The organism is Mesorhizobium sp. 113-3-3 (assembly GCF_016756495.1).
Taxonomy (GTDB): domain Bacteria; phylum Pseudomonadota; class Alphaproteobacteria; order Rhizobiales; family Rhizobiaceae; genus Mesorhizobium.
In genome coordinates, this window is the sequence record NZ_AP023243.1 from 377,700 (window position 1) to 401,004 (window position 23,305).

23 protein-coding genes are annotated in these 23,305 nt (G+C 63.7%); 10 read left to right on the top strand and 13 right to left on the bottom strand.

The features are described 5' to 3' along the window. Window positions 1–22: 22 nt before the first annotated feature. Window positions 23–1,132: a TRAP transporter substrate-binding protein gene (locus tag JG746_RS01695; protein ID WP_202356611.1), complete on the bottom strand. Its 1,110-nt coding sequence runs from the start codon at window positions 1,130–1,132 to the stop codon at window positions 23–25. A 264-nt stretch (window positions 1,133–1,396) separates the two neighbouring features. Here JG746_RS01695 and JG746_RS01700 point away from each other — a divergent pair, with 264 nt between their 5' ends. After that, window positions 1,397–2,170 (top strand): gamma-glutamyl-gamma-aminobutyrate hydrolase family protein, encoded by a 774-nt coding sequence (locus JG746_RS01700; RefSeq protein WP_032933969.1) that lies wholly within the window; start codon window positions 1,397–1,399, stop codon window positions 2,168–2,170. Here JG746_RS01700 and JG746_RS01705 read toward each other — a convergent pair whose 3' ends face one another. The 5 genes from JG746_RS01705 to JG746_RS01725 form a co-directional block, all read right to left on the bottom strand. Then, window positions 2,171–2,569, bottom strand: a complete 399-nt coding sequence (locus JG746_RS01705) for a hypothetical protein (RefSeq protein WP_202356612.1) — start codon at window positions 2,567–2,569, stop codon at window positions 2,171–2,173. 83 nt (window positions 2,570–2,652) lie between these two features. Next, window positions 2,653–3,636: a 2-hydroxyacid dehydrogenase gene (locus tag JG746_RS01710; protein WP_202356613.1), complete on the bottom strand. Its 984-nt coding sequence runs from the start codon at window positions 3,634–3,636 to the stop codon at window positions 2,653–2,655. After that, the gene (locus JG746_RS01715; protein WP_202359227.1) at window positions 3,633–4,655 is read right to left on the bottom strand and encodes a LacI family DNA-binding transcriptional regulator; all 1,023 of its coding nucleotides are present in this window, start codon (window positions 4,653–4,655) and stop codon (window positions 3,633–3,635) included. Before JG746_RS01715 ends, JG746_RS01710 begins: the two co-directional genes overlap by 4 nt. Window positions 4,656–4,733: 78 nt before the next feature. Continuing rightward, window positions 4,734–5,675, bottom strand: coding sequence for a DMT family transporter (locus JG746_RS01720; protein WP_244730639.1), 942 nt, complete (start codon window positions 5,673–5,675; stop codon window positions 4,734–4,736). A gap of 143 nt (window positions 5,676–5,818) precedes the next feature. Next, window positions 5,819–6,226 (bottom strand): DUF2000 family protein, encoded by a 408-nt coding sequence (locus JG746_RS01725; RefSeq protein ID WP_202359229.1) that lies wholly within the window; start codon window positions 6,224–6,226, stop codon window positions 5,819–5,821. A 52-nt stretch (window positions 6,227–6,278) separates the two neighbouring features. Here JG746_RS01725 and JG746_RS01730 point away from each other — a divergent pair, with 52 nt between their 5' ends. Further along, a complete protein-coding gene (locus tag JG746_RS01730) occupies window positions 6,279–7,151 on the top strand; it encodes an AraC family transcriptional regulator (protein ID WP_202356614.1) in 873 nt (290 codons plus the stop codon). Here JG746_RS01730 and JG746_RS01735 read toward each other — a convergent pair whose 3' ends face one another. Further along, window positions 7,152–7,622 (bottom strand): MarR family winged helix-turn-helix transcriptional regulator, encoded by a 471-nt coding sequence (locus tag JG746_RS01735; protein WP_096452889.1) that lies wholly within the window; start codon window positions 7,620–7,622, stop codon window positions 7,152–7,154. It lies immediately after the preceding gene. 400 nt (window positions 7,623–8,022) lie between these two features. Between JG746_RS01735 and JG746_RS01740 the strand changes: the two genes are divergently transcribed. Together JG746_RS01740 and JG746_RS01745 are read left to right on the top strand one after the other, a co-directional pair. Further along, complete coding sequence (locus JG746_RS01740; RefSeq protein ID WP_202356615.1) at window positions 8,023–9,090, top strand: CobW family GTP-binding protein; 1,068 nt, start codon at window positions 8,023–8,025, stop codon at window positions 9,088–9,090. Window positions 9,091–9,340: 250 nt separating this feature from the next. Further along, the gene (locus JG746_RS01745; RefSeq protein WP_202356616.1) at window positions 9,341–10,315 is read left to right on the top strand and encodes a WD40 repeat domain-containing protein; all 975 of its coding nucleotides are present in this window, start codon (window positions 9,341–9,343) and stop codon (window positions 10,313–10,315) included. Between the two features lie 2 nt (window positions 10,316–10,317). Here the strand turns inward: JG746_RS01745 and JG746_RS01750 are convergent, their stop codons facing one another. Then, window positions 10,318–10,773, bottom strand: a complete 456-nt coding sequence (locus JG746_RS01750) for a hypothetical protein (protein WP_202356617.1) — start codon at window positions 10,771–10,773, stop codon at window positions 10,318–10,320. Between the two features lie 64 nt (window positions 10,774–10,837). On the opposite strand from JG746_RS01750, the gene JG746_RS01755 reads away from it, so the two are divergent. Beyond that, complete coding sequence (locus JG746_RS01755) at window positions 10,838–11,269, top strand: MarR family winged helix-turn-helix transcriptional regulator (protein WP_202356618.1); 432 nt, start codon at window positions 10,838–10,840, stop codon at window positions 11,267–11,269. Window positions 11,270–11,287: 18 nt separating this feature from the next. On the opposite strand, the gene JG746_RS01760 is transcribed toward JG746_RS01755, so the two are convergent. Continuing rightward, window positions 11,288–11,740 carry a hypothetical protein gene (locus JG746_RS01760; protein ID WP_202356619.1) on the bottom strand — a complete coding sequence of 151 codons (453 nt, stop codon included), beginning with the start codon at window positions 11,738–11,740 and terminating at the stop codon, window positions 11,288–11,290. Window positions 11,741–11,898: 158 nt separating this feature from the next. On the opposite strand from JG746_RS01760, the gene JG746_RS01765 reads away from it, so the two are divergent. From JG746_RS01765 to JG746_RS01780, 4 genes are all read left to right on the top strand, one after another. Continuing rightward, the gene (locus tag JG746_RS01765) at window positions 11,899–13,281 is read left to right on the top strand and encodes an aspartate aminotransferase family protein (protein ID WP_202356620.1); all 1,383 of its coding nucleotides are present in this window, start codon (window positions 11,899–11,901) and stop codon (window positions 13,279–13,281) included. 11 nt (window positions 13,282–13,292) lie between these two features. Further along, entirely contained in the window at window positions 13,293–14,693 is a 1,401-nt protein-coding gene (locus JG746_RS01770) for a glutamine synthetase family protein (protein WP_202356621.1), read from the top strand. An 84-nt stretch (window positions 14,694–14,777) separates the two neighbouring features. After that, on the top strand, window positions 14,778–16,013 hold the full coding sequence (locus JG746_RS01775; protein ID WP_202356622.1) for a putative DNA modification/repair radical SAM protein: 1,236 nt from the start codon (window positions 14,778–14,780) through the stop codon (window positions 16,011–16,013). A gap of 2 nt (window positions 16,014–16,015) precedes the next feature. Then, a complete protein-coding gene (locus tag JG746_RS01780; protein ID WP_202356623.1) occupies window positions 16,016–17,485 on the top strand; it encodes a UdgX family uracil-DNA binding protein in 1,470 nt (489 codons plus the stop codon). Window positions 17,486–17,708: 223 nt separating this feature from the next. Here the strand turns inward: JG746_RS01780 and JG746_RS01785 are convergent, their stop codons facing one another. From JG746_RS01785 to JG746_RS01800, 4 genes are read right to left on the bottom strand one after another with little or no spacing between them, the layout of a single operon-like run. Continuing rightward, the gene (locus JG746_RS01785; RefSeq protein ID WP_202356624.1) at window positions 17,709–18,974 is read right to left on the bottom strand and encodes a glycerate kinase type-2 family protein; all 1,266 of its coding nucleotides are present in this window, start codon (window positions 18,972–18,974) and stop codon (window positions 17,709–17,711) included. Further along, window positions 18,971–19,474 (bottom strand): heme-degrading domain-containing protein, encoded by a 504-nt coding sequence (locus JG746_RS01790; RefSeq protein WP_202356625.1) that lies wholly within the window; start codon window positions 19,472–19,474, stop codon window positions 18,971–18,973. The genes JG746_RS01785 and JG746_RS01790 overlap by 4 nt, the downstream gene beginning before the upstream one ends. A 52-nt stretch (window positions 19,475–19,526) precedes the next feature. Further along, window positions 19,527–20,864 (bottom strand): guanine deaminase, encoded by a 1,338-nt coding sequence (guaD, locus tag JG746_RS01795; RefSeq protein WP_202356626.1) that lies wholly within the window; start codon window positions 20,862–20,864, stop codon window positions 19,527–19,529. A gap of 2 nt (window positions 20,865–20,866) precedes the next feature. Then, complete coding sequence (locus tag JG746_RS01800; protein ID WP_202356627.1) at window positions 20,867–22,084, bottom strand: urate hydroxylase PuuD; 1,218 nt, start codon at window positions 22,082–22,084, stop codon at window positions 20,867–20,869. A gap of 236 nt (window positions 22,085–22,320) precedes the next feature. On the opposite strand from JG746_RS01800, the gene JG746_RS01805 reads away from it, so the two are divergent. Continuing rightward, window positions 22,321–23,241, top strand: coding sequence for a LysR family transcriptional regulator (locus JG746_RS01805; protein WP_183464908.1), 921 nt, complete (start codon window positions 22,321–22,323; stop codon window positions 23,239–23,241). Window positions 23,242–23,305: the final 64 nt, after the last annotated feature.

Genomic DNA, 23,305 nt, shown 5'->3' on the forward strand with positions numbered 1-23,305 from the left:
CTCTTGATGCGATGGGACTGTTCTACAGCTTGCCGTTGCGCTGCTGGACCATCATGAAGGTGTCGTAATTGTATTCGGCGACCTGCGCCCAGAGATAGTGCTCCTTGCGGAAGCCCTTGATCGATTCCCAGATCTTCTTGAACGGCGCGTTCGAGGCCTCCATTTCGGCATAGACCTCGTTGGCTTTTTCGAAGCAGGCGGCCATGATGTCCTGGCTGAACGGACGCAGTTTGGCGCCGCCGGCCACCAGCCGTTTCACCGCTGGAGGGTTCACATAGTCGTATTTCTGCAGCATGTCGGCGTCGGTGGCCTGTGCGGCGGTGCGCAGCAGCGATTTGTAGGCCGGCGACAGTTCTTCGTACTTCGCCTTGTTGAACATCAAATGCACGGTCGGGCCGCCTTCCCACCAGCCGGGATAGTAGTAATAGGGCGCGACCTTGTAGAAGCCGAGCTTCTCGTCGTCATAGGGGCCGACCCATTCGGCGGCGTCGATGGTGCCTTTTTCCAGCGCCGGATAGATGTCGCCGCCGGCGATCTGCTGCGGCACGACGCCGAGCTTCTGCACCACCTTGCCGGCGAAGCCGCCGATGCGCATCTTGAGGCCCGAGAGGTCGGCCACCGTGTTGATTTCCTTGCGGAACCAGCCGCCCATCTGGACGCCGGTGTTGCCGCCTGGCAGGCCGAAGAGACCTTGCGTGGCGAGGAACTCATTGAACAGGTCGATGCCGCCGCCATGGTAGTGCCAGGCATTCATGCCGCGCGCGTTGAGCGAAAAGGGTACCGCGGCACCCAGCGCCCATGTCGGGTCCTTGCCCCAGTAATAATATGCCACCGTGTGGCAGGCCTCGACCGTGCCGGCCGTGGTGGCGTCGGCGGCCTGCAGGCCGGGCACGAGTTCACCGGCGGCAAAGACCTGGATCTGGAAATTGCCGTCAGTGGCTTCCGACAGCATCTTGGAGAACACCTCGGCGCCGCCATAGATGGTGTCGAGCGACTTCGGGAAGGACGACGCCAGCCGCCATGTCACCTTGGGATTTGACTGGGCTATTGCCGGGGCCGCAAGCGTTGCCGCCGCCGCCGCGGCGCCGACGCCGGTCACGCCGGCCTTGCGGATGAATGAACGACGATCCATGCAGTTCCTCCCTTTTGGATCAACAGACCGACATCCGGGAAATCCTCGAGCTCCCGCATCGGTTGGCCGAAACAATACACAGCCGAGAAGTCTAGTCCAGCACGGCAGCCTGATTTGGTAACCAAGCCATGCGGCCCTGCAACTATAGTCTAACAGGGGATTTCGTGGCCCATGCGACACGCTGAAACTTGGCATGGAAAAATGCCCGGGGATCGCCTATTTTGGAGGCAGAACATCCCCTGCCAGATGGAAAACAGACCCAAAATGCACCAGCCGCTCGTCGCCATATCGACCGACGTCCGTCAGTTCGACAACTACACCTGGCATGCCGCCCCGCAGCAATATCTGGAAGCGGCGGTTGCCGGAGCCGGCGTGTTCCCGCTGCTGGTGCCGTCCTTCGGCGACAGGCTCGACTTCGACGAACTCTTGTCCTCGGTCGACGGCGTCATGGTCACCGGCTCGAAATCCAACGTGCACCCCTCGCTCTACGGCGGCGATGCAAGCGAAGCCAACGGTCCCTATGATCCGGCGCGTGACGCCACCACGCTGCCGCTGATCCGCAGGGCGATCGAGCGCGGTGTGCCGCTGCTTGCCATTTGCCGCGGCATCCAGGAACTCAATGTCGCGCTCGGCGGCACGCTGGGCACCGAGATCCAGGAACGCGAGGGTTCGCTCGACCACCGCGCGCCGGTGAGCGACAAGCAGGATGAGCGCTTCGCCATCCACCAGACCATTTCGATCAAGCCGGGCAGCTGCCTGGCCGGCGTGTTCGGCGCCGGTGAGATCAAGGTCAATTCCTTGCACCGCCAGGCGATCGACCGGCTCGGGTCGAAGCTCGAGATCGAGGCTGTCGCCACCGACGGCACGGTCGAAGCGGTTTCGGTCAAGGGCGCCCGCGCCTTCGCCGTCGGTGTCCAGTGGCATCCGGAGTACTGGGTCAACTCGGACAGCAACTCGGCCAAGATCTTCCGCGCCTTCGGCGACGCGGTGCGTTTGCACGCCGCCGCCAAGGCTGGCTCGCGGGCAGCGGCGGAGTAATCAGTCTCCGGTCCTGCGCTCGCCCGCCAGCGACAGCAAGGGCGCGGCCGGGGCATAGGATTCGTAACCGTCGCCATCGGCCACGGCGAAGGTGACGATCGGATCGATGCCGTTGGCGCTGAAGGCGACCGTGCCGTCATTCTGTTCGCGCCAGAACTTTGCCCGTTCTATGCCAGGCATCAGACGACGGCATGTCGGAGCAACAGTGAGCAGGGACAGGCGATCCGAAATTTCGGCCCCGCGGCTCACCGCGCAGGTCCCCTCATTGCCATTGGCGACCAGCCTGTAGGTGTTGGACGGCGTGACCTCTTTGGCGACGCTCTGCCCATTGCCGTCATGAAACAGTTGAACGCCGCCAAACAAGGCGACGGCGGCAATCAATGCGGAAAGCGTTTTCATCATTCTTCATCCACGCGAACGGGCAGGATGAAGAATGATTTCAAAGGGTTAAGCCGGCGTTAATAAATGTGGCAAATCGCCGGTCAGCCACGTGCCTTCACATGCGCCGTCTCGGGCACCGGCGTCTGCGGCCGGCGCTCGGTGAACCAGGATACCAGATTGTCGACGCACAGATCGGCCATGGCGCGGCGCGTGTGCTCCGAGGCCGAGCCGACATGCGGCAACAGGGAGGCGTTGGGGGCGTCGAGCAAGGCCTTGGGCACGTTGGGTTCGTCGGCGAAGACATCGAGCCCGGCGGCGGCGATGGTGCCGTCGGCAAGGGCTGCCGCGAGTGCTGCCTCGTCGACCGTGCTGCCGCGGCCGATATTGACGAAGACGCCGTTGGCGCCAAGCGCCGACAGGATCTCGGCATTGACCGCCTTCTGCGTCGAAGCCCCGCCAGGCGCCACCGAAATCAGCGTATCGACCGCTTCCGCCAGACCCTTCAGCGTCGGATGATACTCGTAGGCAAGACCCTCGACCCGACGCCGGTTGTGATAGGCGACGGGCAGGCCGAACGCTTCAAGTCGCCGGGCAATGGCCTGTCCGATGCGGCCCATGCCGAAAATCCCGACGCGACGCGCGCGCAAGGTCAGCCGGCTCAGCGGATAGTTGCCCTTGCGAACCCAGCTGCCGTCACGCAGCCAGTTTTCCGCGCGTGGCAGGTCCCGGATCGTGTTGATCAACAGGCCGATCGCGGTGTCGGCGACCTCCTCGGTCAGCACGTCGGGCGTGTTGGTGACCATGATGTTCTTCGCCGCGGCATGGCCGACATCGACCGAATCATAGCCGACGCCGAAGGAGGCGATGAGTTCGAGATGGGGCAGCGCATCCATCATTGCCGCGCTGATGCCGGCAAAGGAGGCAATGCCGCGCACCGTGCGGCGCATCTCGTCGGTTACCAGCGCCGGATCGGCGCGCTCGATCCTGACCTGTTTGAAGGTACGGTCGATGCGCCGGACGGCATGGTCGCTGAAGTCCGCCGGCACCAGAATGGCGACGGCTTGCAGTTCTTCGGCCTTGGTCATGCCCGCTCCACCGGCTTGCCGGTCGACTGGCGCACATGCAGTTCCGGCTTGATCAATTCCTGCGAGGGCCGCACCGTCTGCCCGTTGAGCTTGTCGAGCAGCGCGCTGGCGGCGCGGCGGCCGACCTCGCGCTGGCCGTTCCAAACGGTGGTCAGCGCCGGCGTGGCGATCGCCGCCTCCTCGAGATCGTCATAGCCGGTGACGGAAATGTCGACGCCCGGCACCAGGCCAGCGCGCGCAATGCCGTTCATCAGGCCAATGGCGACAAGGTCGTTCCAGCAGCATGCGGCGGTCGGCCTGTCCTTCAGCGCCAAGAACTGCCCGGCGGCCTCGAAGCCGGCCTGTTTGGTGCGCGGGCCGGCGATGCGCCAGGACGGCCTGACTTCAAGCCCGGCAGCCTCCATGGCGTTGACATAGCCCTGGTAGCGGTCGCGGCCGGTGGAAGTCTGGTCGGTGCCGCCGATCATGGCGATGCGCTTGTGGCCGAGCGAGATCAGATGGTTGGTGGCAAGCCCGGTGCCGTAGGAATCGTCGCCGCGAAACACCGGCACGTCGGCACCCTCGACGGTGCGCGCGATCAGCACCGCCGGCAGGCCGTTCTCCTCGGCCATCAGGATGTCCGCGGCCGGGGTGCCGATGGCCGGCGACATGATGACGCCGTCGGCGCCGAGCTGCAGCAGCGTGTCGATGAAGGTGCGCTGCTTTTCGAGCTGGTCGTAGTGATTAGACAGGATGAAAGTCTGCCGGCTGCGGTCGAGTTCGCTTTCGATCGAGCGCAGGATTTCGGCGAAGAACGGGTTCATGATGTCGTGCACGACGACGCCGACAATGCCCGAGCGCGAGGTGCGCAGGCTGGCGGCGCGGCGATTGTAGATATAGCCGATGGCGCGCGCATGTTCCTTGATGCGGTCGCGCGTCGAGCCGGCAACCAGCGGACTGTCGCGCAGCGCCAGCGACACGGTGGCCGTGGACACGCCGAGTGCATCGGCGATCGTCGAAAGCTTGATTTTTTGTGCCAGCGCCTTGCGCCCCCCGAACGAACTGTATTGGGACCTAAACAGTTTAAAGGCGGCGTTATGCCACCGATCGGAGGCAAATCAAAGTTTTTTTGCCAGCGCCTCGGCCTCGACATCGGAGGCCGCACGGCTCCGCAGCCGCAGCCGGTGCTCGCGGTGGACGATGTAGAGGCCGCTGGCGACGATGATCGCGGCGCCGACCAGCGTCCAGCGGTCCGGGAACTGCTTGAAGACGATCCAGCCGGAAATGATCATCCACACCATCTGCGAATAGGGATAGGGGGCGAGCGCCGTGGTGGTTGCCAGCCGGTAGGCCTGCACCAGCAGCCAGTGCCCGACACCGCCGAACACGCCAAGCATGAGCAGGACGAACCAGTGCCAGCCATCATGCGGCAGGGAGAAGGAAAACGGCAGCATGGGCAGAAGCAGCACCGTCGGCGCCAGTGCGGAAAACAGGATCAAGCTTTCCGACGTCTCGGTCGACGACATGCGCCGCGTCATGATCACGTAGAAGCAGTTCGACAGCATCGAGCCGAGTGCGAAGAGATGCCCGATGCCGAAGACGCCGACACCTGGCCTTGTGATGATCAGGACCCCGGCGAAGGCGGCCAGGATGGCCAGCCAGCGCCGCCAGCCGGCCCATTCGCCGAGCAGCGGGCCGGCAAGCGCGGTGATCACCATCGGCCCGAAGAAATAGATCGACGTCGTCTCGGCCAGCTGCAGGGAGCGCAGGGCCAGGATGTTGCACATGGTCGAGCCGAACAGGAACACGCCGCGCAGCACATGCGCCGGCAGGTTGACCGGGCGAAACCGCATCGGATCGCGCCAGCCGCGCAGGAGGGTGCCGACCAGAACGACATGCACGGCAAAGCGCACCCAGGCGACGATCAGCGCGGAGACGCCGGCCAGGACGAGATATTTGCTCGAGGTGTCGAGGAAGGTGAAGAAGATATAGGTGGTGAGCATGCACAGGATCGCCACCGGCGGCGTCGCGCTCTCGACATATCTTTGGGAAGCATTCACGTGCAGGCCGGGGAAAAGCGGGGCTGGAGCCCACCTTTGCGGGAATTGTAGCGTGCCGGCAAGCCAATTGTCGGCCGCGGCCGCGCGCCTGAGCTCGCTGGCACAACAATAGAAGCCGCCAGGCTTAGTCCAGGCTTCCCACGCTATGCCTGCATGCGGGCGCCCTTGGTGATCTTGTCGACCACCTTCTTCTCGGCGCGCAGCGCGATGCCGACCACCTTGGCATCTTCAGGCGCGAACTCCGCAAAGACGGCGCGGTTGGCGGCATCGAAGCCGGTGGAAAACATCTCCTCGACATAGAGCGACGTCGTCACGCCGCGCTCCAGCGCGCGCCGATGGATCGTTGCGAGCGTCGTCTGGTCGGCCGACAGCACGATGACCGGCTGGATCGACAGGGGATTGTAGAGATTGCCTGAGCGGTCGCGATAGGGCTCCCCGATGATGTCGGGAAACTGCGCGACGACGCCGCTGGTCAAAAAGGCGGTGACATTGAGTTTCTGCCAGACGGGCAAGTCTTCCCGCAGCACGATTGCAAATTTCGTATCGAACATGAGAAAATGGACCATTCGAGGTTGTGCCCCGATTGCGGGGCTGAAAGAGACGATGTCGTTCGAACTAGACCGGCAGGCCTTCGAGGGTCTTGGACGTTTGTGCGCCGAGGCGGCGGAGAACTGCATCATCTCCGCACCCGACCCCGCCGGCATGGAGCGGATCGAGGCGCGCTTTCACGGCAGCGCCTTCGACCTGCATCGTCATGACACTTACGCGATCGGGGTGACGCTGCAGGGCGTGCAGACCTTTCGCTATCGCGGCGCGACGCGGTCAAGCCTGCCTGGGCAGATCATCGTGCTGCATCCCGACGAACTGCATGATGGCGGCGCCGGCACCGAGGACGGATTGCGCTACAGGATGCTCTATCTCGAACCGTCGCTGATGCTTGACTGCCTTGGCGGCGCATCCCTGCCCTTTGTCAGGGATGCGGTGGTGAGGGACGACGCCTTCTGCACGACGCTGCTTTCAGCGCTGGGGCCGCTGCAGCAGGAACTCGACGAGCTGTTCGTCGACGATTTCCTCACGCAACTGATGCACGGCCTGGCACGCCATGCCGGCCAGCCGGCAAAGCCGATGGCGAGGACGGCGTGGCGGGCGGCGGCGCTGGCGCGGGACTATCTGACGGAGAACGCAACGCGGGCCGTGCGCTCCGGCGAACTGGAGGCCGTCACCGGGCTCGACCGCTATGCCTTGTCGAGGCATTTCCGCGCCGCCTTCTCGACCAGCCCGCATCGTTTCCTGGTGATGCGCCGGCTTCAGCGCGCGCGGCGGATGATGGCCGCCGGCGAGCCCCTGGCGCAGATCGCGGTGGAGGCCGGCTTCACCGACCAGAGCCACTTCAACAGGCATTTCAAGAAAGCGTTCGGCATGACGCCGGGACGCTGGTCCTCACTGATCCGGGACTCGGCCCCGGCGGCGGCCTGATCAGTCGTCCGACTCGGCGTCGTCGTCGATCAGCTCCAGCTCCTCGTTGGAGAGGTTGGCCTCGATGCGGGCGAGCAGCTTGAACAGCGCCTTCTGGTCCTTCTTGTCGAGGCCCTTCAGCGCCTGCTTTTCGGTCTTCTTGACCGACTTCTCGATGGCGCGGATGGTTTCGCGGCCGCTGTCGGTGAGGAAGATATGGGCCTGGCGGGCATCGGCCTCGGAGGCGCGCTTTTCCAGAAAGCCCTGCGCCTGCAGCCGGTTGATGGTCTTGGTGATGGTGGGCGGGCGAACGCCCAGGCGACCAGCCAGATTGCCGGGCGTCTGGCCGTCCTCGCGGTCGAGCGCCAGCATGATCTGATCCTGGCCGGCATAGAAGCCGTGCGCCAGGAGCCGGGCCGCCAGCGCGGTTCTTGCCAGCCTGGCCGCAGAATGCAGCCGGCTCATTGTTGCAGTCTTGTCCGCCTTGGCCATGGTCATCCCTCTTCGGCCATACCGGTGGCGACAGCATAGACGCAGCCGGCCGGTTGGCAATCGACGATAAAAAGAATCCGGCGCATGAAACAGCTTTGCCGGCAAGCATTGCGGTGCCCGCCGTGGCTAATGCCAGATGTTTATTTCAGTTAGATGACAAACGACTTTTCGCCGCACAGGAATCGCCGCAAGGGCGGGGCGCGCGGGGCATGAGACGCGTTTTGCTCACCAGCAAGGCGCGCTCCCATGGCCGTCCGGCATGCCAATATCCCAGTGGCCGGCCCGACAGCTTTGGCCCATCGGTTTGCCCCGTGCAAAAGCCCCGCACACATCCTATATGGAACCGACAACCCCTTTTTCGTGGCCTGGATTTCAAGGCCCAGTCATCTCGAGGCAAGCCATGAGCGACGCACAGACGCAGATTCCCGTAACCGTTCTCACCGGCTATCTCGGCGCCGGCAAGACGACGCTGCTCAACCGCATCCTGTCGGAGAACCATGGCAAGCGTTACGCGGTCATCGTCAACGAATTCGGCGAAATCGGCATCGACAACGACCTGATCGTGGAATCCGACGAGGAAATCTACGAGATGAACAATGGCTGCGTCTGCTGCACGGTGCGCGGCGACCTGATCCGCGTCGTCGAGGGCCTGATGCGCAGGCCCGGCCGCTTCGACGCCATCGTCGTCGAGACCACCGGTCTCGCCGATCCGGTGCCGGTGGCGCAGACCTTCTTCATGGACGACGATGTGCGCTCCAAGACCAAGCTCGATGCGGTGGTGGCGCTGGTCGACGCCAAGCATCTGCCGCTCAGGCTCAAGGATTCCAAGGAAGCCGAGGACCAGATCGCCTTCGCCGATGTCGTCGTGCTCAACAAGACCGACCTCGTCACCCCCGAAGAGCTCGCCAAGGTGGAGGCGACCATCCGCGCCATCAATCCGGCGGCCAGGATCCATCGCACGACGCGCGCCGGCGTCGCCCTGTCGGAAGTGCTCGACCGCGGCGCCTTCGATCTTGCCCGCGCACTGGAAAACGACCCGCATTTCCTCGAGGCGCATGATGACCACCATCATCATGACCACGACCACGATCATCACGACCATGACCATCATGATCATGACGGGCATGACCATCATCACCACGACCACGCGCATCCGTCCGACATCCACGACGTGACGGTGCAGTCGGTGTCGCTGCGCGGTGGCGAGATGGACCCGAAGAAGTTCTTCCCATGGATCGAGAAGATCACCCAGATGGAAGGCCCCAACATCCTGCGGCTGAAGGGCATCATTGCCTTGAAGGGCGATGACGAGCGCTACGTCATCCAAGGCGTGCACATGATCATCGAGGGCGACCACCAGCGCGCCTGGAAGGACGGCGAGAAGCATGAGAGCCGGCTGGTGTTCATCGGCCGCGAACTCGACGCCGAGCGGCTGAAGAAGAGTTTTGACGCCTGCCAGGCGGCTTGATTTCCTGACTTTATGGCGCTAGCGCTGCCCTTTCTTCCTTCTCCCCTTGTGGGAGAAGGTGGCCTCGCGAAGCGAGGTCGGATGAGGGGTGTTCCAGCTTGGCACTGACGGCGTTCCGTCACCCACCCCTCATCCGGCTCGGCGCTACGCGCCGATCCACCTTCTCCCACAAGGGGAGAAGGTTGGCGCCACACCTGGCCGCGCTGGCGCCTTCTTGGGGTTGGCGACAAATTTCATTGGAATGGTTCTGATGCCCACAGTTGCCCCTCTCGACCTCGATGGCCATTGCGTTGCCGCTGTCTTCCTTGGCGAGGTGCCGCATTTTGCGCTGGCCGATGGCGCCATCCATCGGCTCGACAATGGTCACAAGACCACCCAGGCCAATGACGGGCTGCTGGCGGCTTTCCATGATGCGGCCAACGACCGGCTGATTACCGGCGGCGAGGATGGCAAGGTGTTTGCCATCAAGGCAGGCGGCGAAGCCCAGGACGTGGCGAGCGCCGGCAAGAAATGGATCACCAGCGTTGCCGCCGGGCCGCAGGGCGCCATCGCCTATGCCACGGGCAAGACCGCTTTCGTGCGTTTCGCCGATGGCAAGACCAGGGAATTTGCCCATCCGCGCTCGGTCGAGGGGCTGGCGTTTTCGCCCAAGGGCATGCGCTTCGGTGTCGCCCGCTATAATGGCGCGACGCTGCACTTCCCGGCCGCCGAGGGCAAGCCGGTGGAGCTCGAATGGGCCGGCGCCCATACCGGCATTACCTTCTCGCCGGACGGCGCCTTCCTCGTCACCACCATGCAGGAAAATGCCCTGCATGGCTGGAAGCTCGCCGACGGCAAGCACATGCGCATGTCCGGCTATCCCGGCAAGGTCAAAAGCCTGTCATGGAGCGTCAAAGGCAAATGGCTGGCGAGCTCCGGGGCACCGGCGGCGATCGTCTGGCCGTTTTCGGGCAAGGACGGGCCGATGGGCAAGGCGCCGCTGGAACTCGGCACGCGCGGCAACACGATGGTGACCTCGGTTGCCTGCCATCCAAGCCAGGATGTCGTCGCCATCGGCTACGAGGACGGCATGGTGATCGCCGCACGCTTCGCCGACTCCAAGGAAGTGCTGTTGCGCCGGCAAGGCAAGGGCGCCATCACCTCGATGATGTGGGACAAGGAAGAACGTCGCATCGCCTTCGGCAGTGCGGCCGGTGATTGCGGCGTCATCGACATCACGGCCTGATCTCACCGCGCCTGCGCGGCCAGCCGAACAGGTTTCCGCCGCAGCGACAGCCCATCGCGCATGTTGAGCGACAGCAGTGCGATATTCGTGGCGCCGGCTAGCAGTTCGATCGCCTGGACGATCGTGAAAAGATTGTCGAAGCGGCCGGCCGTGGCAAAGCTGCTGAGCAGGTAGGCCGAGGGCACGAGCACCAGCAATCCATTGGCGGCGATGATGCGCATGCGCCACTTCTTGCGTGCCACGGCCGGGCTCTTCCAGCCCTTGCCGAGCGAGAAGCCCGACGCGCCGGCGATGATCATCGCCGGGATGAGCACCGCCATGCCGGCCAGCACAGAGTTTTTGACCGTTGCGATCGCGGCCGTGTCGCCGAGCAGTTCAACCGTTGCCGTCGACAGCCAGAAAGCAGACACCGTGATGAGCGCGACTGCGCCCGCCGCCGCATGAATTCTGGTTTTCATTTTCATCTCCATAGCAAGCTATATCTCATTGCATAGCATGCTATTCAACTATTATCTGGCGGGCATGACATTTCAGAAGGAACGATCCGCCGGATTCCTGGCCAACCACATGGCGCGGTTGTTTGCCAACGGGCTGCAGCAGCGCATCCGGCCGCTCGGCCTGGCGCCCGCCCAGTTCATGACGCTGCTGGCGCTGTGGGATGAAGATGGCCTGACGCAACGCGAACTCGTGCAGCGCCTCAACGTGGAACAGGCGACGATGGCCAACACGCTGATCCGCATGGAACGTGACGGGTTGATCGAACGACGCCTGCACCCCGAAGACGGCCGCTCGCAGTCGATCCACCTCACCGCGAAAGCCGTGGGCCTGCGCGAACCGGCGACGCAGGCCGCGCGCTCACAGAACGAGCTGGCACTGACCGGCTTCAGCGAGGAGGAGCGGCTGGTGTTTCTCGACCTGATGCGACGCGCCATCGCCTCGATGCAGGCAGGCTGACACGATCGACCGGCGAGCCTACTCGGCCCCGCACGATACCTTGCCTGTTAACTCCACCGGCTTGCCCTCCTTCTCCGTGTCGGCGGCATTGTCGTAGACGGCAAGCGTGTACTGGCCGTCATAGACGCCTTCGTCGCTGGCCTTGGTCAGGATCGTCAGTTCGACCGAATTGAAGGCGTTTGCCACCTCGTGCTCGTGGTAGATGTTCAGCCGCAGTTCCTTGTCGTCGAGCCAGTACTGAGTCAGGTTGGAATCCTCGAACACCGTCTTGCGCAATCCATCGCCAGCCGGTCTCGCCTTGATTTCGAGATCGCCGCGGAAGTTGAAGGTCGGGCCGCCCATGCCCCTGGTGACGCCGGCGCCGACGTCGAATGTCACCGCCGTATCGTCGACGTTGCACCAGATGCCGCCCGAGGCGAAGGCCGCGCCGGTCGAGACCAGAAGCATTGCCGCGCAGATGATCGTGCGCATTTTTGTGTTCCCCCACACCAATTCCCACTCACATTGGCGCTGACTTCGGCAGCACGGTCAAGCGCCATAGGAAAGGCTGAGCCAATGCAGGGCAAGCGCGCGGCCAATTGCGGTTGCGGACATGGATTGGCTAAGAGGGACGGACGAGAGGGGTTTTCATGCACAGCAGCGACAGTTCAAAGACGTCCATCGGTGGCATCAGCCGCGAGCGCATCGCGCACTTGCGCGAGACCGAAGGCGCAGCCTTCCGCAAGGCGCGGCCGAAATCGCAAGCCAAGGTCGGCAACGGCCTGCCGGGCTTCTTCGGCGGCGTGCCGATGCACTGGATGAACGACTGGCCGACGCCATTTCCGATCCTGGTCGACAGCGCCAAAGGCGCTGCGATCACCGACATAGACGGCAACAGGCTCGACGATTTCTGCCTTGGCGACACCGGCTCGATGTTCGGCCATTCGCCGCCGCCGGTGGCGCGCGCGATCCGTCGCCAGGCCGGACGCGGCCTGACCTATATGCTGCCTTCGGAAGACGCGCTTGCCATCGGGCCTTTGCTGCAGCAGCGTTTCGGCCTGCCGTTCTGGCAGATCGCGACGACGGCGACCGACGCCAACCGCTTCGCGCTGCGCGTTGCCCGTGCCGTCACGGGGCGCGAAAAGATCCTGGTCTTCAACGGCTGCTATCACGGCTCGGTCGACGAGACGATGGTGCGGCTGATCGACGGCAAGCCGGTCAACCGGCCAGGTCTGGCGGGCGAGTTCCGCGACCTGACCCGCACGGCCAAGGTCATCGAGTTCAACGACATTGCGGCGCTTGAAGCAGCGCTCAAGGACAGGGATGTCGCCTGCGTCATCGCCGAGCCGGTGCTGACCAATTCGTGCATGGTGCTGGCCGATCCCGGCTTCCATGACGCGCTGCGCAGGCTGACGCGCGCGACCGGTACGCTGCTCCTGATCGACGAGACACACACGATCTCGACCGGCCCAGGCGGCTACACCAGAAAATACGGTCTGGACCCGGACTTCTTCGTGCTGGGCAAGCCGATCGCCGGCGGTGTGCCGGCAAGTGTGTGGGGCATGAGCGACGAGGTCGCCTCGCGCTACGTCGACTACAACAGGACCAAGGAGCCCGGCTATTCCGGCATGGGCACGACACTGTCGGCCAACCCGCTGCAGTTCGCGGCGATGCGCGCCACGCTGGAAGAGGTGATGACGGCGGAGAATTATGACCGCATGGATCATCTGGCGCGGCGTCTGGATGCCGGGCTGACCGGGGTGATCGACCGTTACAATCTGCCCTGGCATGTGGCCCGCGTCGGTGCGCGCGTCGAGTTCATCTGCGCACCCGGCCCGTTGCGCAATGGCGCGCAAGCCGAGACCGCGCATGCGCCGGAACTGGAGGCCGCCATCCATGTCGCGCTGGTCAATCGCGGCGTGCTGATCGCGCCCTTCCACAACATGATGCTGATCTCGCCGGCGACCAAAGGCGCCCAGGTCAACCGGCTGATCGCCGCCTTCGGCGCGGTTGCGGCGAAGCTTGCGGCATGAGACAAGCGGCCATGGACAATGCCATCGTGACCTCACCGTCGGGGTCTTCGCCCACCGAGGCGCAAGCTTTTCTCGACGCCCATCCCGAGATCGAAGCCTTCGATATCGTGCTGACCGACGCCAATGGTGTCGGCCGCGGCAAGATCGTGCGCCGGCATGAGCTGAAAAGCATTTTCGAGGGCGGCCGGCATATGCCGATCTCCATTCTCGGCCTCGACATCACCGGCGAGGACGTGCACGAGACCGGGCTGATCTGGACCACCGGCGACGGCGACCTCAGGGCATGGCCGATCCCCGGCACGTTGGTGCCGCTCTACGGCACCAACCCGCCGCGCGGCCAGGTGCTGATGGCGATGTACCATCTCGATGGCCAGCCCATGTCGTCGGACCCACGCTTGGCTCTGGCCCGGCAGGTCGACATATTGGCGGCCAAGGGGCTTTACCCGGCCGGCGCCTTCGAACTGGAATTCTTCCTGCTGGCCAACGAGCGCGATGCCGAGGGCAAGGTGCAGCCGGCGCGCGCCGTGCTCGATGGCCGTGTCTCGGGCAAGACGGAAGTCTATTCGGTCGACCATCTGCATGGCATGGAGCCGCTGTTCTCCGACATCTATGCCGCCGCCAAGGCGCAAGGCATTCCGGCCGAGACGGTGATATCGGAATATGCGCCGGGCCAGTACGAGCTGACGCTGAACTACCGCAAGGATGTGATGCGGGCGGCCGACGACCTTGTCATGCTGAAGCGTCTGGTGCGGGCGCAGGCGCGCCGCCATGGCGTGACCGCATGTTTCATGGCCAAGCCGATCGAGAAATATGCCGGTTCGGGCATGCACTTCCATGTTTCGCTGCAGGACAAGGCCGGCCGCAACGTCTTTGCCGAAGCCGGCGGCGAGAGCTGGTCGCTGCCCCTGTTGCAAGGGCTTGGCGGCCTGATCCAGACGATGGCGGAATCGATGCTGGTGTTTGCGCCGCACGCCAATTCCTGGCGGCGTTTCGTTTCGCAATCCTATGCGCCGGTGGCGCCGACCTGGGGCGTCAACAACCGTTCGGTGGCGCTGCGCGTGCCGGCGGGCGACGCCAGGAACCGGCGCATTGAGCACCGGCCGTCCGGCGTCGACGCCAATCCCTATCTGATCGCCGCAACGGTGCTCGCCGGCATCATCAAAGGCCTCGACGAAGGGCTCGATCCCGGTCCTGAGACGACCGGCAATGGTTATGAAGCGGCCGTCACGCGCACGACGATGCCCGCCGATTGGCGCGCAGCAATCGAAGCGGCCAAGGCCTCCAGCTTCCTGAAAGGCGCGCTCGGCGAGGATCTACACCGCACTTTCGTGGCGATCAAACAATCCGAATATCTGCGCGTGGCGCGCACCGTCAGCGAACTGGATTATCATCTCTACCTGCACGAGGTGTGACGACAGGATGGGCGGCGATCACTTTTTTCGCCGCCTATGTCAAATGAGGTAGCGCGGCAGGGTTTCAGAACATATCATGAACGAATGAGCGCTCTCATCGTCCGTGAAAAGTTGGCAATCCTGTCCGATGCCGCCAAATATGATGCTTCCTGCGCCTCATCCGGCTCGGCGAAGAAGGATTCACTTAAATCCGGCGGCATCGGTTCCACCGAAGGCATGGGCATCTGCCATTCCTACGCACCGGACGGCCGCTGCATTTCGCTGCTGAAAATCCTGCTCACCAATTTCTGCATCTATGATTGCAGTTATTGCATCAACCGCTCGTCCTCGAATGTGAAGCGCGCCCGCTTCAGCATCGATGAGGTGGTGAAGCTGACCATGGATTTCTACCGGCGCAACTATATCGAGGGACTGTTCCTGTCCTCGGGCGTCATCCGCTCGCCGGATGAAACCATGGGCGAGATGGTCGAGGTGGCGCGGCGGCTGCGGCTGGAGGAAAAGTTCTCCGGCTATATCCATCTGAAGACCATTCCGGAAAGCTCTGCCGAACTGGTCGAGAAAGCCGGCCTTTATGCCGACAGGCTGTCGATCAATGTCGAACTGCCGACCGATGAAGGCGTCAAGAAACTGGCACCGGAAAAGAAGCCCGAAACCATCCGCCTTTCGATGGCCAGGCTGCGCCAGAAGATGGAGGAAAAGGCCGAGCCGACGCTGAGGACCAAGAAGCGCGAGCGCTTCGCGCCCGGCGGCCAGTCGACGCAGATGATCGTCGGCGCCGACAAGACATCCGATGACGGCATATTGCACACCAGCGCGCGGCTCTATGGCAGCTATCATCTGCGCCGCGTTTACTACTCGGCCTTCAGTCCGATACCGGACTCCTCGTCGTCCCTGCCGCTGCAGAAACCGCCGCTGATGCGCGAACACCGGCTTTATCAGGCCGACTGGCTGATGCGGTTCTATGGGTTCTCGCAGCCGGAAATCCTGGCCGGGAGCAGCGACGGCATGCTCGACCTTGCCATCGACCCCAAACTCGCCTGGGCGCTACGCAATCGCGGGCAGTTCCCGGTCGACGTGAACCGGGCAGACCGCGAGGCCCTGCTGCGCGTGCCCGGCCTCGGCACCAAGGTGGTGGCGAAAATCCTGGAGACCCGCCGGCACCGAAGGCTGCGGCTTGAAGATGTCGGGCGGATTTGCCAGTCGATCGCCAAGCTCAGGCCGTTCATCATCGCCGAAGGCTGGTCGCCGGGAACGCTCACCGACAAGCCGGGCTTGCGCGACAAGATCGTGCGCTCCTGCGAACAACTTTCGCTGTTTTGACCATGCGGCCGGCCGAGCTCAATCTTGTCCGATACAGTGTCAGGCTTGAAAGCGAAACCGACTTTTCGGGCTGGCGCGACGCGGCACGGCGGCTGGCGTTGAACGAGATCAAGCCCGAAGACATCAGCTGGCATGTCGCGGCCGATTCAGACCGGCGTCCGAGTGATTTGCCGACTGTGCCTGCCGGCGCACAACTGGCGGTACCGCGCGATTTCATCGCGCGTGCCGAGACCGCCTTCTGCCATTCTGACCCCTCCCGGTTCGCCTTTCTCTACCGGCTGCTGTGGCGGCTGCGTAGTGAGCCCAAGCTGCTGGCGATCGCATCCGATCCCGACACCAGGCGGCTCGAGGCGATGGAAAAGGCGGTGCGGCGCGACAGCCACAAGATGCACGCCTTCGTCCGCTTCCGGAAGATCGGCGAAGGTAACGACGAGCGTTATGTTGCCTGGTTCGAGCCCGATCATTTCATCGTCGAGCGCAATGCGGATTTCTTCGTCAGGCGCTTCACCGGCATGCGCTGGACGATCCTGACGCCTTACGCTTCCGCCGACTGGGACGGCGAAAGGCTGGCGATCGGGCCGGGCGCGGCCAAGGGCGATGCGCCTGATCAGGACGATACCGAGGCGCTGTGGCGCACCTATTTCGAGAACATCTTCAATCCGGCGCGGCTGAAGGTGAAGGCCATGCAGAAGGAGATGCCGAAGAAATATTGGCGGAACCTTCCCGAGGCCTCGCTCATTCCAGATCTGATCGCAGGAGCGGACAAGGCCGCCAAGGAAATGATCGCCAGAATGCCGACAACGCCCGCACCGCATCACGCCAAGGTGCAGGCAAAGCATTGGCCCAGGCGTGAACCGACACAATCGCCGAATGATGACGACGCCGGCAGCATTTCAGAGTTGCGCGAGGCCGCGAAAGGCTGCCGCCGCTGTCCGCTTTGGCGCGATGCGACGCAGACCGTGTTCGGCGAAGGGCCTGACAATGCGAAGGTCATCTTCGTCGGCGAACAGCCCGGCGACCAGGAGGATCTCGCCGGCAAACCTTTCGTCGGCCCCGCCGGCAAGGTGTTCGACGCCATCCTCGATGACGCTGGCGTGGACCGGCAAAAGGTCTACGTCACCAACGCGGTCAAGCACTTCAAATTCGAGCCGCGCGGCAAGCGCCGCATCCATTCCAAACCGAATGCCGGCGAAGTACAGGCCTGTCGCTGGTGGATCGACCGGGAATTCGCGCTGATCAAGCCGGAGCTAGCCGTGGCGCTCGGCGCAACGGCTGCCTTGTCATTGCTGGGTAAAGCTATTCCGGTGACGAAAATGCGCGGCCAGGTGATCGAGCGCGAGGATGGGCTGAGGGTTTTCATCACCATCCACCCGTCATTTATCCTGCGCATTCAGGAGCCGGCGGAGAAGGAAGCCGAGCGAGAGCGGTTTTTGCAGGATATGAGAGAGGTGAAGCGGCTGATGGCCGCGTGATCTGGTTGTCGGTCGGCGCCGGCCTCATTGCCCTGCCGGGCATTTCTCCCCGTATAGTGACGGGGAGAAAGACGCTGTCTTCGCGCTTTCGCCAATCGTCGGCGTCTCAAGAAGGTTGCAAAGGCGCACCTAGCTCCCTTCTCCCCGTCACTATACGGGGAGAAGGTGCCGGCAGGCGGATGAGGGGCAGCGCCAACGTTTGTGTTAAGAGCAGGCACGCGCTCTACCGAATGAGGATCGCCCTCAAATCATTGACATTCGTGCCGGTCGGCCCCGGCACGAAGAGATCGCCGACCGCGTTGAACGCCGTCCAGGCATTGTTGCCGGCCAGCATCGCCTTGGCATCAACACCGGCCGCGCGCATGCGCGACACGGTCGAGCCGTCGGCGAAAGCCCCGGCATTGTCTTCCGAGCCGTCGATGCCGTCGGTATCGGCGGCCATCGCGTGAATGCCTTGCACGCCGTTGATGCCGACGGCGAAGGCGAGCAGGAATTCCGAATTGCGGCCGCCCTTGCCTTTTGCGCGCAAGGTCACTGTCGTTTCGCCGCCCGAGAGAATGAGCACCGGCTTCGCAAAAGGCCGGTTGCGCGTCGCGACTTCGCGCGCGATGGCCGCGTGGACGCCGCCGACCTCACGCGCTTCGCCCTCGATGGCATCGGAGAGGATGACGGCTTCTATGCCTTGCCGTTTGGCTTCGGCAGCCGCTGCTTCCAGCGACACGCCGGCCGAGGCGATCAGATGCACCTCGTTGCTCGAAAAGCGCCGATCGCCGGGATCCGGCGCATCGGCCGCCGGCGAACTGATATGCGCCATCACCGAGGCGGGCAGCTTCATGCCATAGGCCGCTATCGAGGCCAGCGCGTCTTCCCGGCTGCCGGTGTCAGGGACCGTCGGCCCAGAGGCGACGAGGGCCGGGTTGTCGCCGGGAATGTCGGAGACCACCAGCGACACCACCCTGGCCGGCCAGGCGGCGCCGGCCAGGCGGCCGCCTTTGATGGTGGAGACATGCTTGCGGATGGTGTTCATCGCCGCGATCGGCGCGCCGGAGGCAAGCAGCGCCTCGTTGACGGCGATCTCGTCGGCCAGGGTCAGCCCGGCGGCAGGCGACGGCAACAGCGCCGAACCGCCACCGGAAATCAGCGCCACGACCAGATCGTCCTCAGTGAGACCCTGGACCTTGGCGAGCAGACGGCGCGAGGCCTCAAGGCCGGCGGCGTCCGGCACCGGATGCGCCGCTTCGATGATCTCGATGCGCTCGCATTTGGCGCCATAGCCGTAGCGGGTGACGACCAGCCCTTCGATCGGCCCGTCCCAGACCTTCTCGAAGGCAGCCGCCATCTGCGCCGAGCCTTTGCCGGCACCGATGACGATGGTGCGGCCCTTTGGCCTGGCCGGCAGATGATCCCTGATCGTCCGTTCCGGATCGGCTGCGGCAACGGCGGCGTTGAAGATCGAGGTGAGGAAAGCCTTGGGGTCGAGCACGGTCATTCGGGTTCCGCAGCCAGCGCCAGTCCACGCTTGTCGACCCCCAGGTGATCGCACAGCGCATCGACGACAACACCATGATCCTCGCGCTCCGGCAGCCCGGAAACCGCTATCACGCCGATGACGCCGGCGCCCTTGACCGTCACCGGAAAACCGCCGCCGGCGAGCACATAGTCCGAGATGTCGAGGCCCTCGCCGATCTTGAAGGCGCGGTCGGGGCGCTGCTGCTCCAGCACCATGCGATAAGTGCTTCTGAGAAATCGCCTGACGACATTGATCTTGCGGCGCGCCCAGTCGGGATTCGAAGCATTCGACCCCGGCATGGCGGCATAGAACAGCGGCCGGTCCCACAGCCTGATGTCGACGATGATGGGCAGGTTTTCGGCGAGCGCGCGCTCGCGAATGGCGGAGCCGATCTTGAAAGCGACGGCCTCATCGAAGGCGGGAAAGACCAGCGTCTCTTCCTGTTTCCGGATCAGAGCGATGTCGTCCGCAGCGGCCATGTCGTTCCCCTGTCAACTTCGCCGCACGCTTTGACCGATGGCTGCCGCCGGGTCAAGCAATGAACGCATCTGGCGCTCGATTCGCCATGTCGCTCTTGGCCGCCCGCCCCGCGACATAGACCTCGCGCACCGCGCGATCGTCGCCCAGCGTCTGCAGCAGGAACAATTCCTGCGCCAGCGTCTGCGCCGTTTCCATCCTGAGCCGCATCGCCGGCGTCGCCCTGGCATCGAGCACGACGATGTCGGCGTCGGTGCCTTCATCCAGCGTACCGATCTTCTGCACCACCGACAGCGCCTCGGCATTTCCGCGCGTGATCTGCCAGAAGGACTGGAAGGGATTGAGCTTCTCGCCGTTCAGCGCGATCACCTTGTAGCCCTCGTCCATGGTGCGCAGCATGGAGTAATTGGTGCCACCGCCGACATCGGTGGCGGAGGCTATGCGCAGCGGCTTTTCCCGGCGGCGAAAGCGCTGGTAGTCGAACAGGCCGGAGCCGAGGAAAAGATTCGAGGTCGGGCAGAACACCGCCACAGAACCGCTCTGCGAAAGCGCGTCGGCCTCACGCTCCGACAGGTGGATGCAGTGGCCGAACAGGCTGTTTTTGCCCAGCAACCCGTAATGTTCGTAGACGTCGGTGTAGTCGCGCGACCAGGGATAAAGCTGTTGCGTGAAGGCGATCTCGGCGTGGTTTTCCGACAGATGCGTCTGCATATGCAGGTCGGGGTGCTCGCGGCAGAGCGCGCCGGCCATCTCCATCTGCTCCGGCGAGGAGGTTATGGCGAAGCGCGGCGTGATGGCGTAGTGCTGGCGCCCCTTGCCATGCCACTCCTTGATCAGCGCCTTGGTGTCGTCGTAGCCGGATTGCGGCGTGTCGAGCACACCTTCGGGGGCATTGCGGTCCATCATCACCTTGCCGGCGATGTTGAGCATGTTGCGGTCATGCGATTCGGCGAAAAAGGCTTCGGCGGAAGCCTTGTGCACCGAGCAGTAGGCGGTGACCGTCGTGGTTCCGTGCCGCACCATCTCGTCAAGAAATAGCCGCGCGATGCGGCGGCCATGCTGCGCGTTGGCGAACTTCGTCTCTTCCGGGAAAGTATAGGTGTTCAGCCAGTCGAGCAGTTCGGCGCCATAGGAGGCGATGACCTGCATCTGCGGGAAATGCACATGGGTATCGATGAAGCCGGGCAGCAAAAGATGCGGCCGGTGATCGATCTTTTTTACCCCCTCGCCGGCCTGTTTCTCGACATCCGCATAGGCGCCTGATGCAACGATCCTGCCGTCGCCGATCAGCAGGCCGCCATCTTCCTCGTAGCGCCAGGCCGAATGGTCGTCGATGGTTTCGGGCCAGCGCACGAAGGACAGCGTGCGGCCGCGCAGAAGTGTCGAACTCATGCTTATTTCCCCGCACCTTCGAACCAGGCCACCAGCAGCGCCCGTTCCTTGTCGGTGATCTGGCTGACATTGGCGGGCGGCATGGCGTGGCTGCGGCCGGCCTGCAGATAGATCTCGCGGGCATGGTTGGCGATATCAGCGTCGGTGTCGAGCACCACGCCCTTCGGCGCGTGATAGATGCCTTCATAGACCGGTTCCTGCGCATGGCACATCGAGCAGCGGCCAAGCACGGTGTCGCGCACCGCCGGGAAATGCGCCGACGCAATATAAATGTCCGCCGAGGCGGATGCCTTGGGCTCGCCGGTCAGCACCTTCGGCACGGTCGACAGCCAGATGATGATGATGAACAGGACGAGGGCGCCGAGCCAGGTCCAGTGCGGGTTGCCGGCACGCTTGTGCACGGTGTTGAAATAATGCCGGATCAAGACGCCGATGATGAACACCAGCGAGGCGATGACCCAGTTGAACTGCGTGCCGAACGCCAGCGGATAGTGGTTCGACAGCATCAGGAACAGAACGGGCAGCGTCAGATAGTTGTTGTGAAGCGAGCGCTGCTTGGCGATCTTGCCGTATTTCGGGTCGGGCTTGCGGCCGGCGATGAGGTCGGCGACGACGATCTTCTGGTTGGGGATGATGACCATGAAGACGTTGGCCGACATGATCGTGGCGGTGATGGCGCCCAGATGCAGGAAAGCGGCGCGGCCGGTGAACAGGTGCGTCAGCCCCCAGGCGATGAACACCAGCACGCCGTAGAGCACCAGCATCAGGCCGGTGTCGCTTTTGCCGAGCGGCGAGCGGCAGAGCAGATCATAGACCACCCAGCCGACGCCGATCGTGGCCATGGACAAAAGGATGCCGACCGGCACCGACATTGGCAGCACATTCGGATCGATCAGGAACAGGTCGGCGCCGGCATAGTAGACCACGCACAGCATGGCGAAGCCGGACAGCCAGGTGGCGTAGGATTCCCATTTGAACCAGGTCAGATGCTCCGGCATCTCGGCCGGCGCCACCAGATATTTCTGGATGTGGTAGAAGCCGCCGCCATGCACCTGCCATTCCTCGCCGAAGGCGCCGACGGGCATGCCCGGACGCTGGCGCAGGCCGAGATCGAGCGCGACGAAATAGAAGGACGAGCCGATCCAGGCGATGCCGGTGATGACATGCAGCCACCGAACGGCAAAGCTCACCCAGTCCCAGAAAATCGCGAAATCCATCATTGAAGTCGTCCCTGCCGATTGGCTGACTTTACGGTGTGGCGCGCAAACGGAAAGAGGCGAGGTGTACGATGACTTTCAAAAAAAAATGGAAAATACTACAGCGCCGCGCGTCCTCATGGACGCGCAAAGGACGCTGTAGCTCTTTGATCTGGCGCATGATCCTTTCCGAAAATCGATTCCTGATTTTCGGGGTCATGCGCTAGGTTGATCGCTGCAAACCGGCGAAGGTGCTCCGCATGGCCTATCTCGACAACATCGCCGTCTTCGTCCGCGTCGTCGAACTCGGCAATCTGTCGGCGGCGGGCCGCGACATGCGCATTTCGCCGGCCGTCGCCTCCAACCGCATCAAGGAACTGGAGAAGCATCTGGGCGTGCGGCTGTTCAACCGCACGACGCGGCAATTGATGCCGACCGAGCATGGCACGGTGTTTTACGCAGGCGCCAAGCAGGTGCTGGAGGCCATCACCGAAGCGGAAGCCGCCGTCTCGGCGCTGTCCGGCCAGCCGCGCGGCACCATTCGCGTGACCGCACCGCTGGGCCTTGGCCGGCGGCTGGTGGCCTCGGGCATTCCCGACTTCCACGACAAATATCCTGACATCGAGGTGCGGCTCAGGCTCTCGGACCACAATGTCGACATCATGAAGGAAGGCATCGACGTCGCCTTCCGGCTCGGCATCATCGAGGATTCCAGCCTCAGGATGCGCGGCATCATGGAATGCGAGCGTGTGCTGGTGGCGGCGCCGAAATATCTGGAAGCGCGTGGTGAGCCCGCCGAGCCGCAGGAACTGATCGGCAAGAAACACGACTGCCTGATGCTGCGCTATTCCGGCGCGCGCGAATATGTCTGGACGCTGCAAACGCCGACCGGGCCGCAGAAATTCGAAGTGCACGGACCCTACGACACCGACGATGGCGACGTGCTGACCGGCTGGGCGCTGTCTGGGCGCGGCATCATCAACAAGCCGCGCTTCGAGGTCGAACCGTTCATCCGCGACCGGCGGCTGCAGGTGATCCTGGCCAACACGCCGCCGACGCCGGTGCAGTTCGCCGCCGTCTATCCGCACAAGAAGCTGCAGGACCCCAAGGTTCGGCTTTTGCTCGACTTCATGGCCGAGCGCTGCCAACGGCTGATCAAGGATATTCTGGCGGGTAAGTGAGGGCCGAGCGGCAACCGGGGGCTGGCCGGCAAGTGCCGGCCTTCTGGTCCATTCGCCGGGCTTG

Coding starts and splice junctions, on each gene's coding strand:
- JG746_RS01785 (WP_202356624.1), bottom strand. CDS start 18,974: ATGACCGTGCTCGACCCCAAGGCTTTCCTCACCTCGATCTTCAACGCC.
- JG746_RS01730 (WP_202356614.1), top strand. CDS start 6,279: ATGTCGTTCGAACTAGACCGGCAGGCCTTCGAGGGTCTTGGACGTTTG.
- JG746_RS01700 (WP_032933969.1), top strand. CDS start 1,397: ATGCACCAGCCGCTCGTCGCCATATCGACCGACGTCCGTCAGTTCGAC.
- JG746_RS01780 (WP_202356623.1), top strand. CDS start 16,016: ATGCGGCCGGCCGAGCTCAATCTTGTCCGATACAGTGTCAGGCTTGAA.
- JG746_RS01695 (WP_202356611.1), bottom strand. CDS start 1,132: ATGGATCGTCGTTCATTCATCCGCAAGGCCGGCGTGACCGGCGTCGGC.
- JG746_RS01710 (WP_202356613.1), bottom strand. CDS start 3,636: ATGACCAAGGCCGAAGAACTGCAAGCCGTCGCCATTCTGGTGCCGGCG.
- JG746_RS01760 (WP_202356619.1), bottom strand. CDS start 11,740: ATGCGCACGATCATCTGCGCGGCAATGCTTCTGGTCTCGACCGGCGCG.
- JG746_RS01725 (WP_202359229.1), bottom strand. CDS start 6,226: ATGTTCGATACGAAATTTGCAATCGTGCTGCGGGAAGACTTGCCCGTC.
- JG746_RS01805 (WP_183464908.1), top strand. CDS start 22,321: ATGGCCTATCTCGACAACATCGCCGTCTTCGTCCGCGTCGTCGAACTC.
- guaD (WP_202356626.1), bottom strand. CDS start 20,864: ATGAGTTCGACACTTCTGCGCGGCCGCACGCTGTCCTTCGTGCGCTGG.
- JG746_RS01740 (WP_202356615.1), top strand. CDS start 8,023: ATGAGCGACGCACAGACGCAGATTCCCGTAACCGTTCTCACCGGCTAT.
- JG746_RS01755 (WP_202356618.1), top strand. CDS start 10,838: ATGACATTTCAGAAGGAACGATCCGCCGGATTCCTGGCCAACCACATG.
- JG746_RS01750 (WP_202356617.1), bottom strand. CDS start 10,773: ATGAAAACCAGAATTCATGCGGCGGCGGGCGCAGTCGCGCTCATCACG.
- JG746_RS01800 (WP_202356627.1), bottom strand. CDS start 22,084: ATGATGGATTTCGCGATTTTCTGGGACTGGGTGAGCTTTGCCGTTCGG.
- JG746_RS01770 (WP_202356621.1), top strand. CDS start 13,293: ATGGACAATGCCATCGTGACCTCACCGTCGGGGTCTTCGCCCACCGAG.
- JG746_RS01775 (WP_202356622.1), top strand. CDS start 14,778: ATGAGCGCTCTCATCGTCCGTGAAAAGTTGGCAATCCTGTCCGATGCC.
- JG746_RS01745 (WP_202356616.1), top strand. CDS start 9,341: ATGCCCACAGTTGCCCCTCTCGACCTCGATGGCCATTGCGTTGCCGCT.
- JG746_RS01735 (WP_096452889.1), bottom strand. CDS start 7,622: ATGGCCAAGGCGGACAAGACTGCAACAATGAGCCGGCTGCATTCTGCG.
- JG746_RS01790 (WP_202356625.1), bottom strand. CDS start 19,474: ATGGCCGCTGCGGACGACATCGCTCTGATCCGGAAACAGGAAGAGACG.
- JG746_RS01705 (WP_202356612.1), bottom strand. CDS start 2,569: ATGAAAACGCTTTCCGCATTGATTGCCGCCGTCGCCTTGTTTGGCGGC.
- JG746_RS01765 (WP_202356620.1), top strand. CDS start 11,899: ATGCACAGCAGCGACAGTTCAAAGACGTCCATCGGTGGCATCAGCCGC.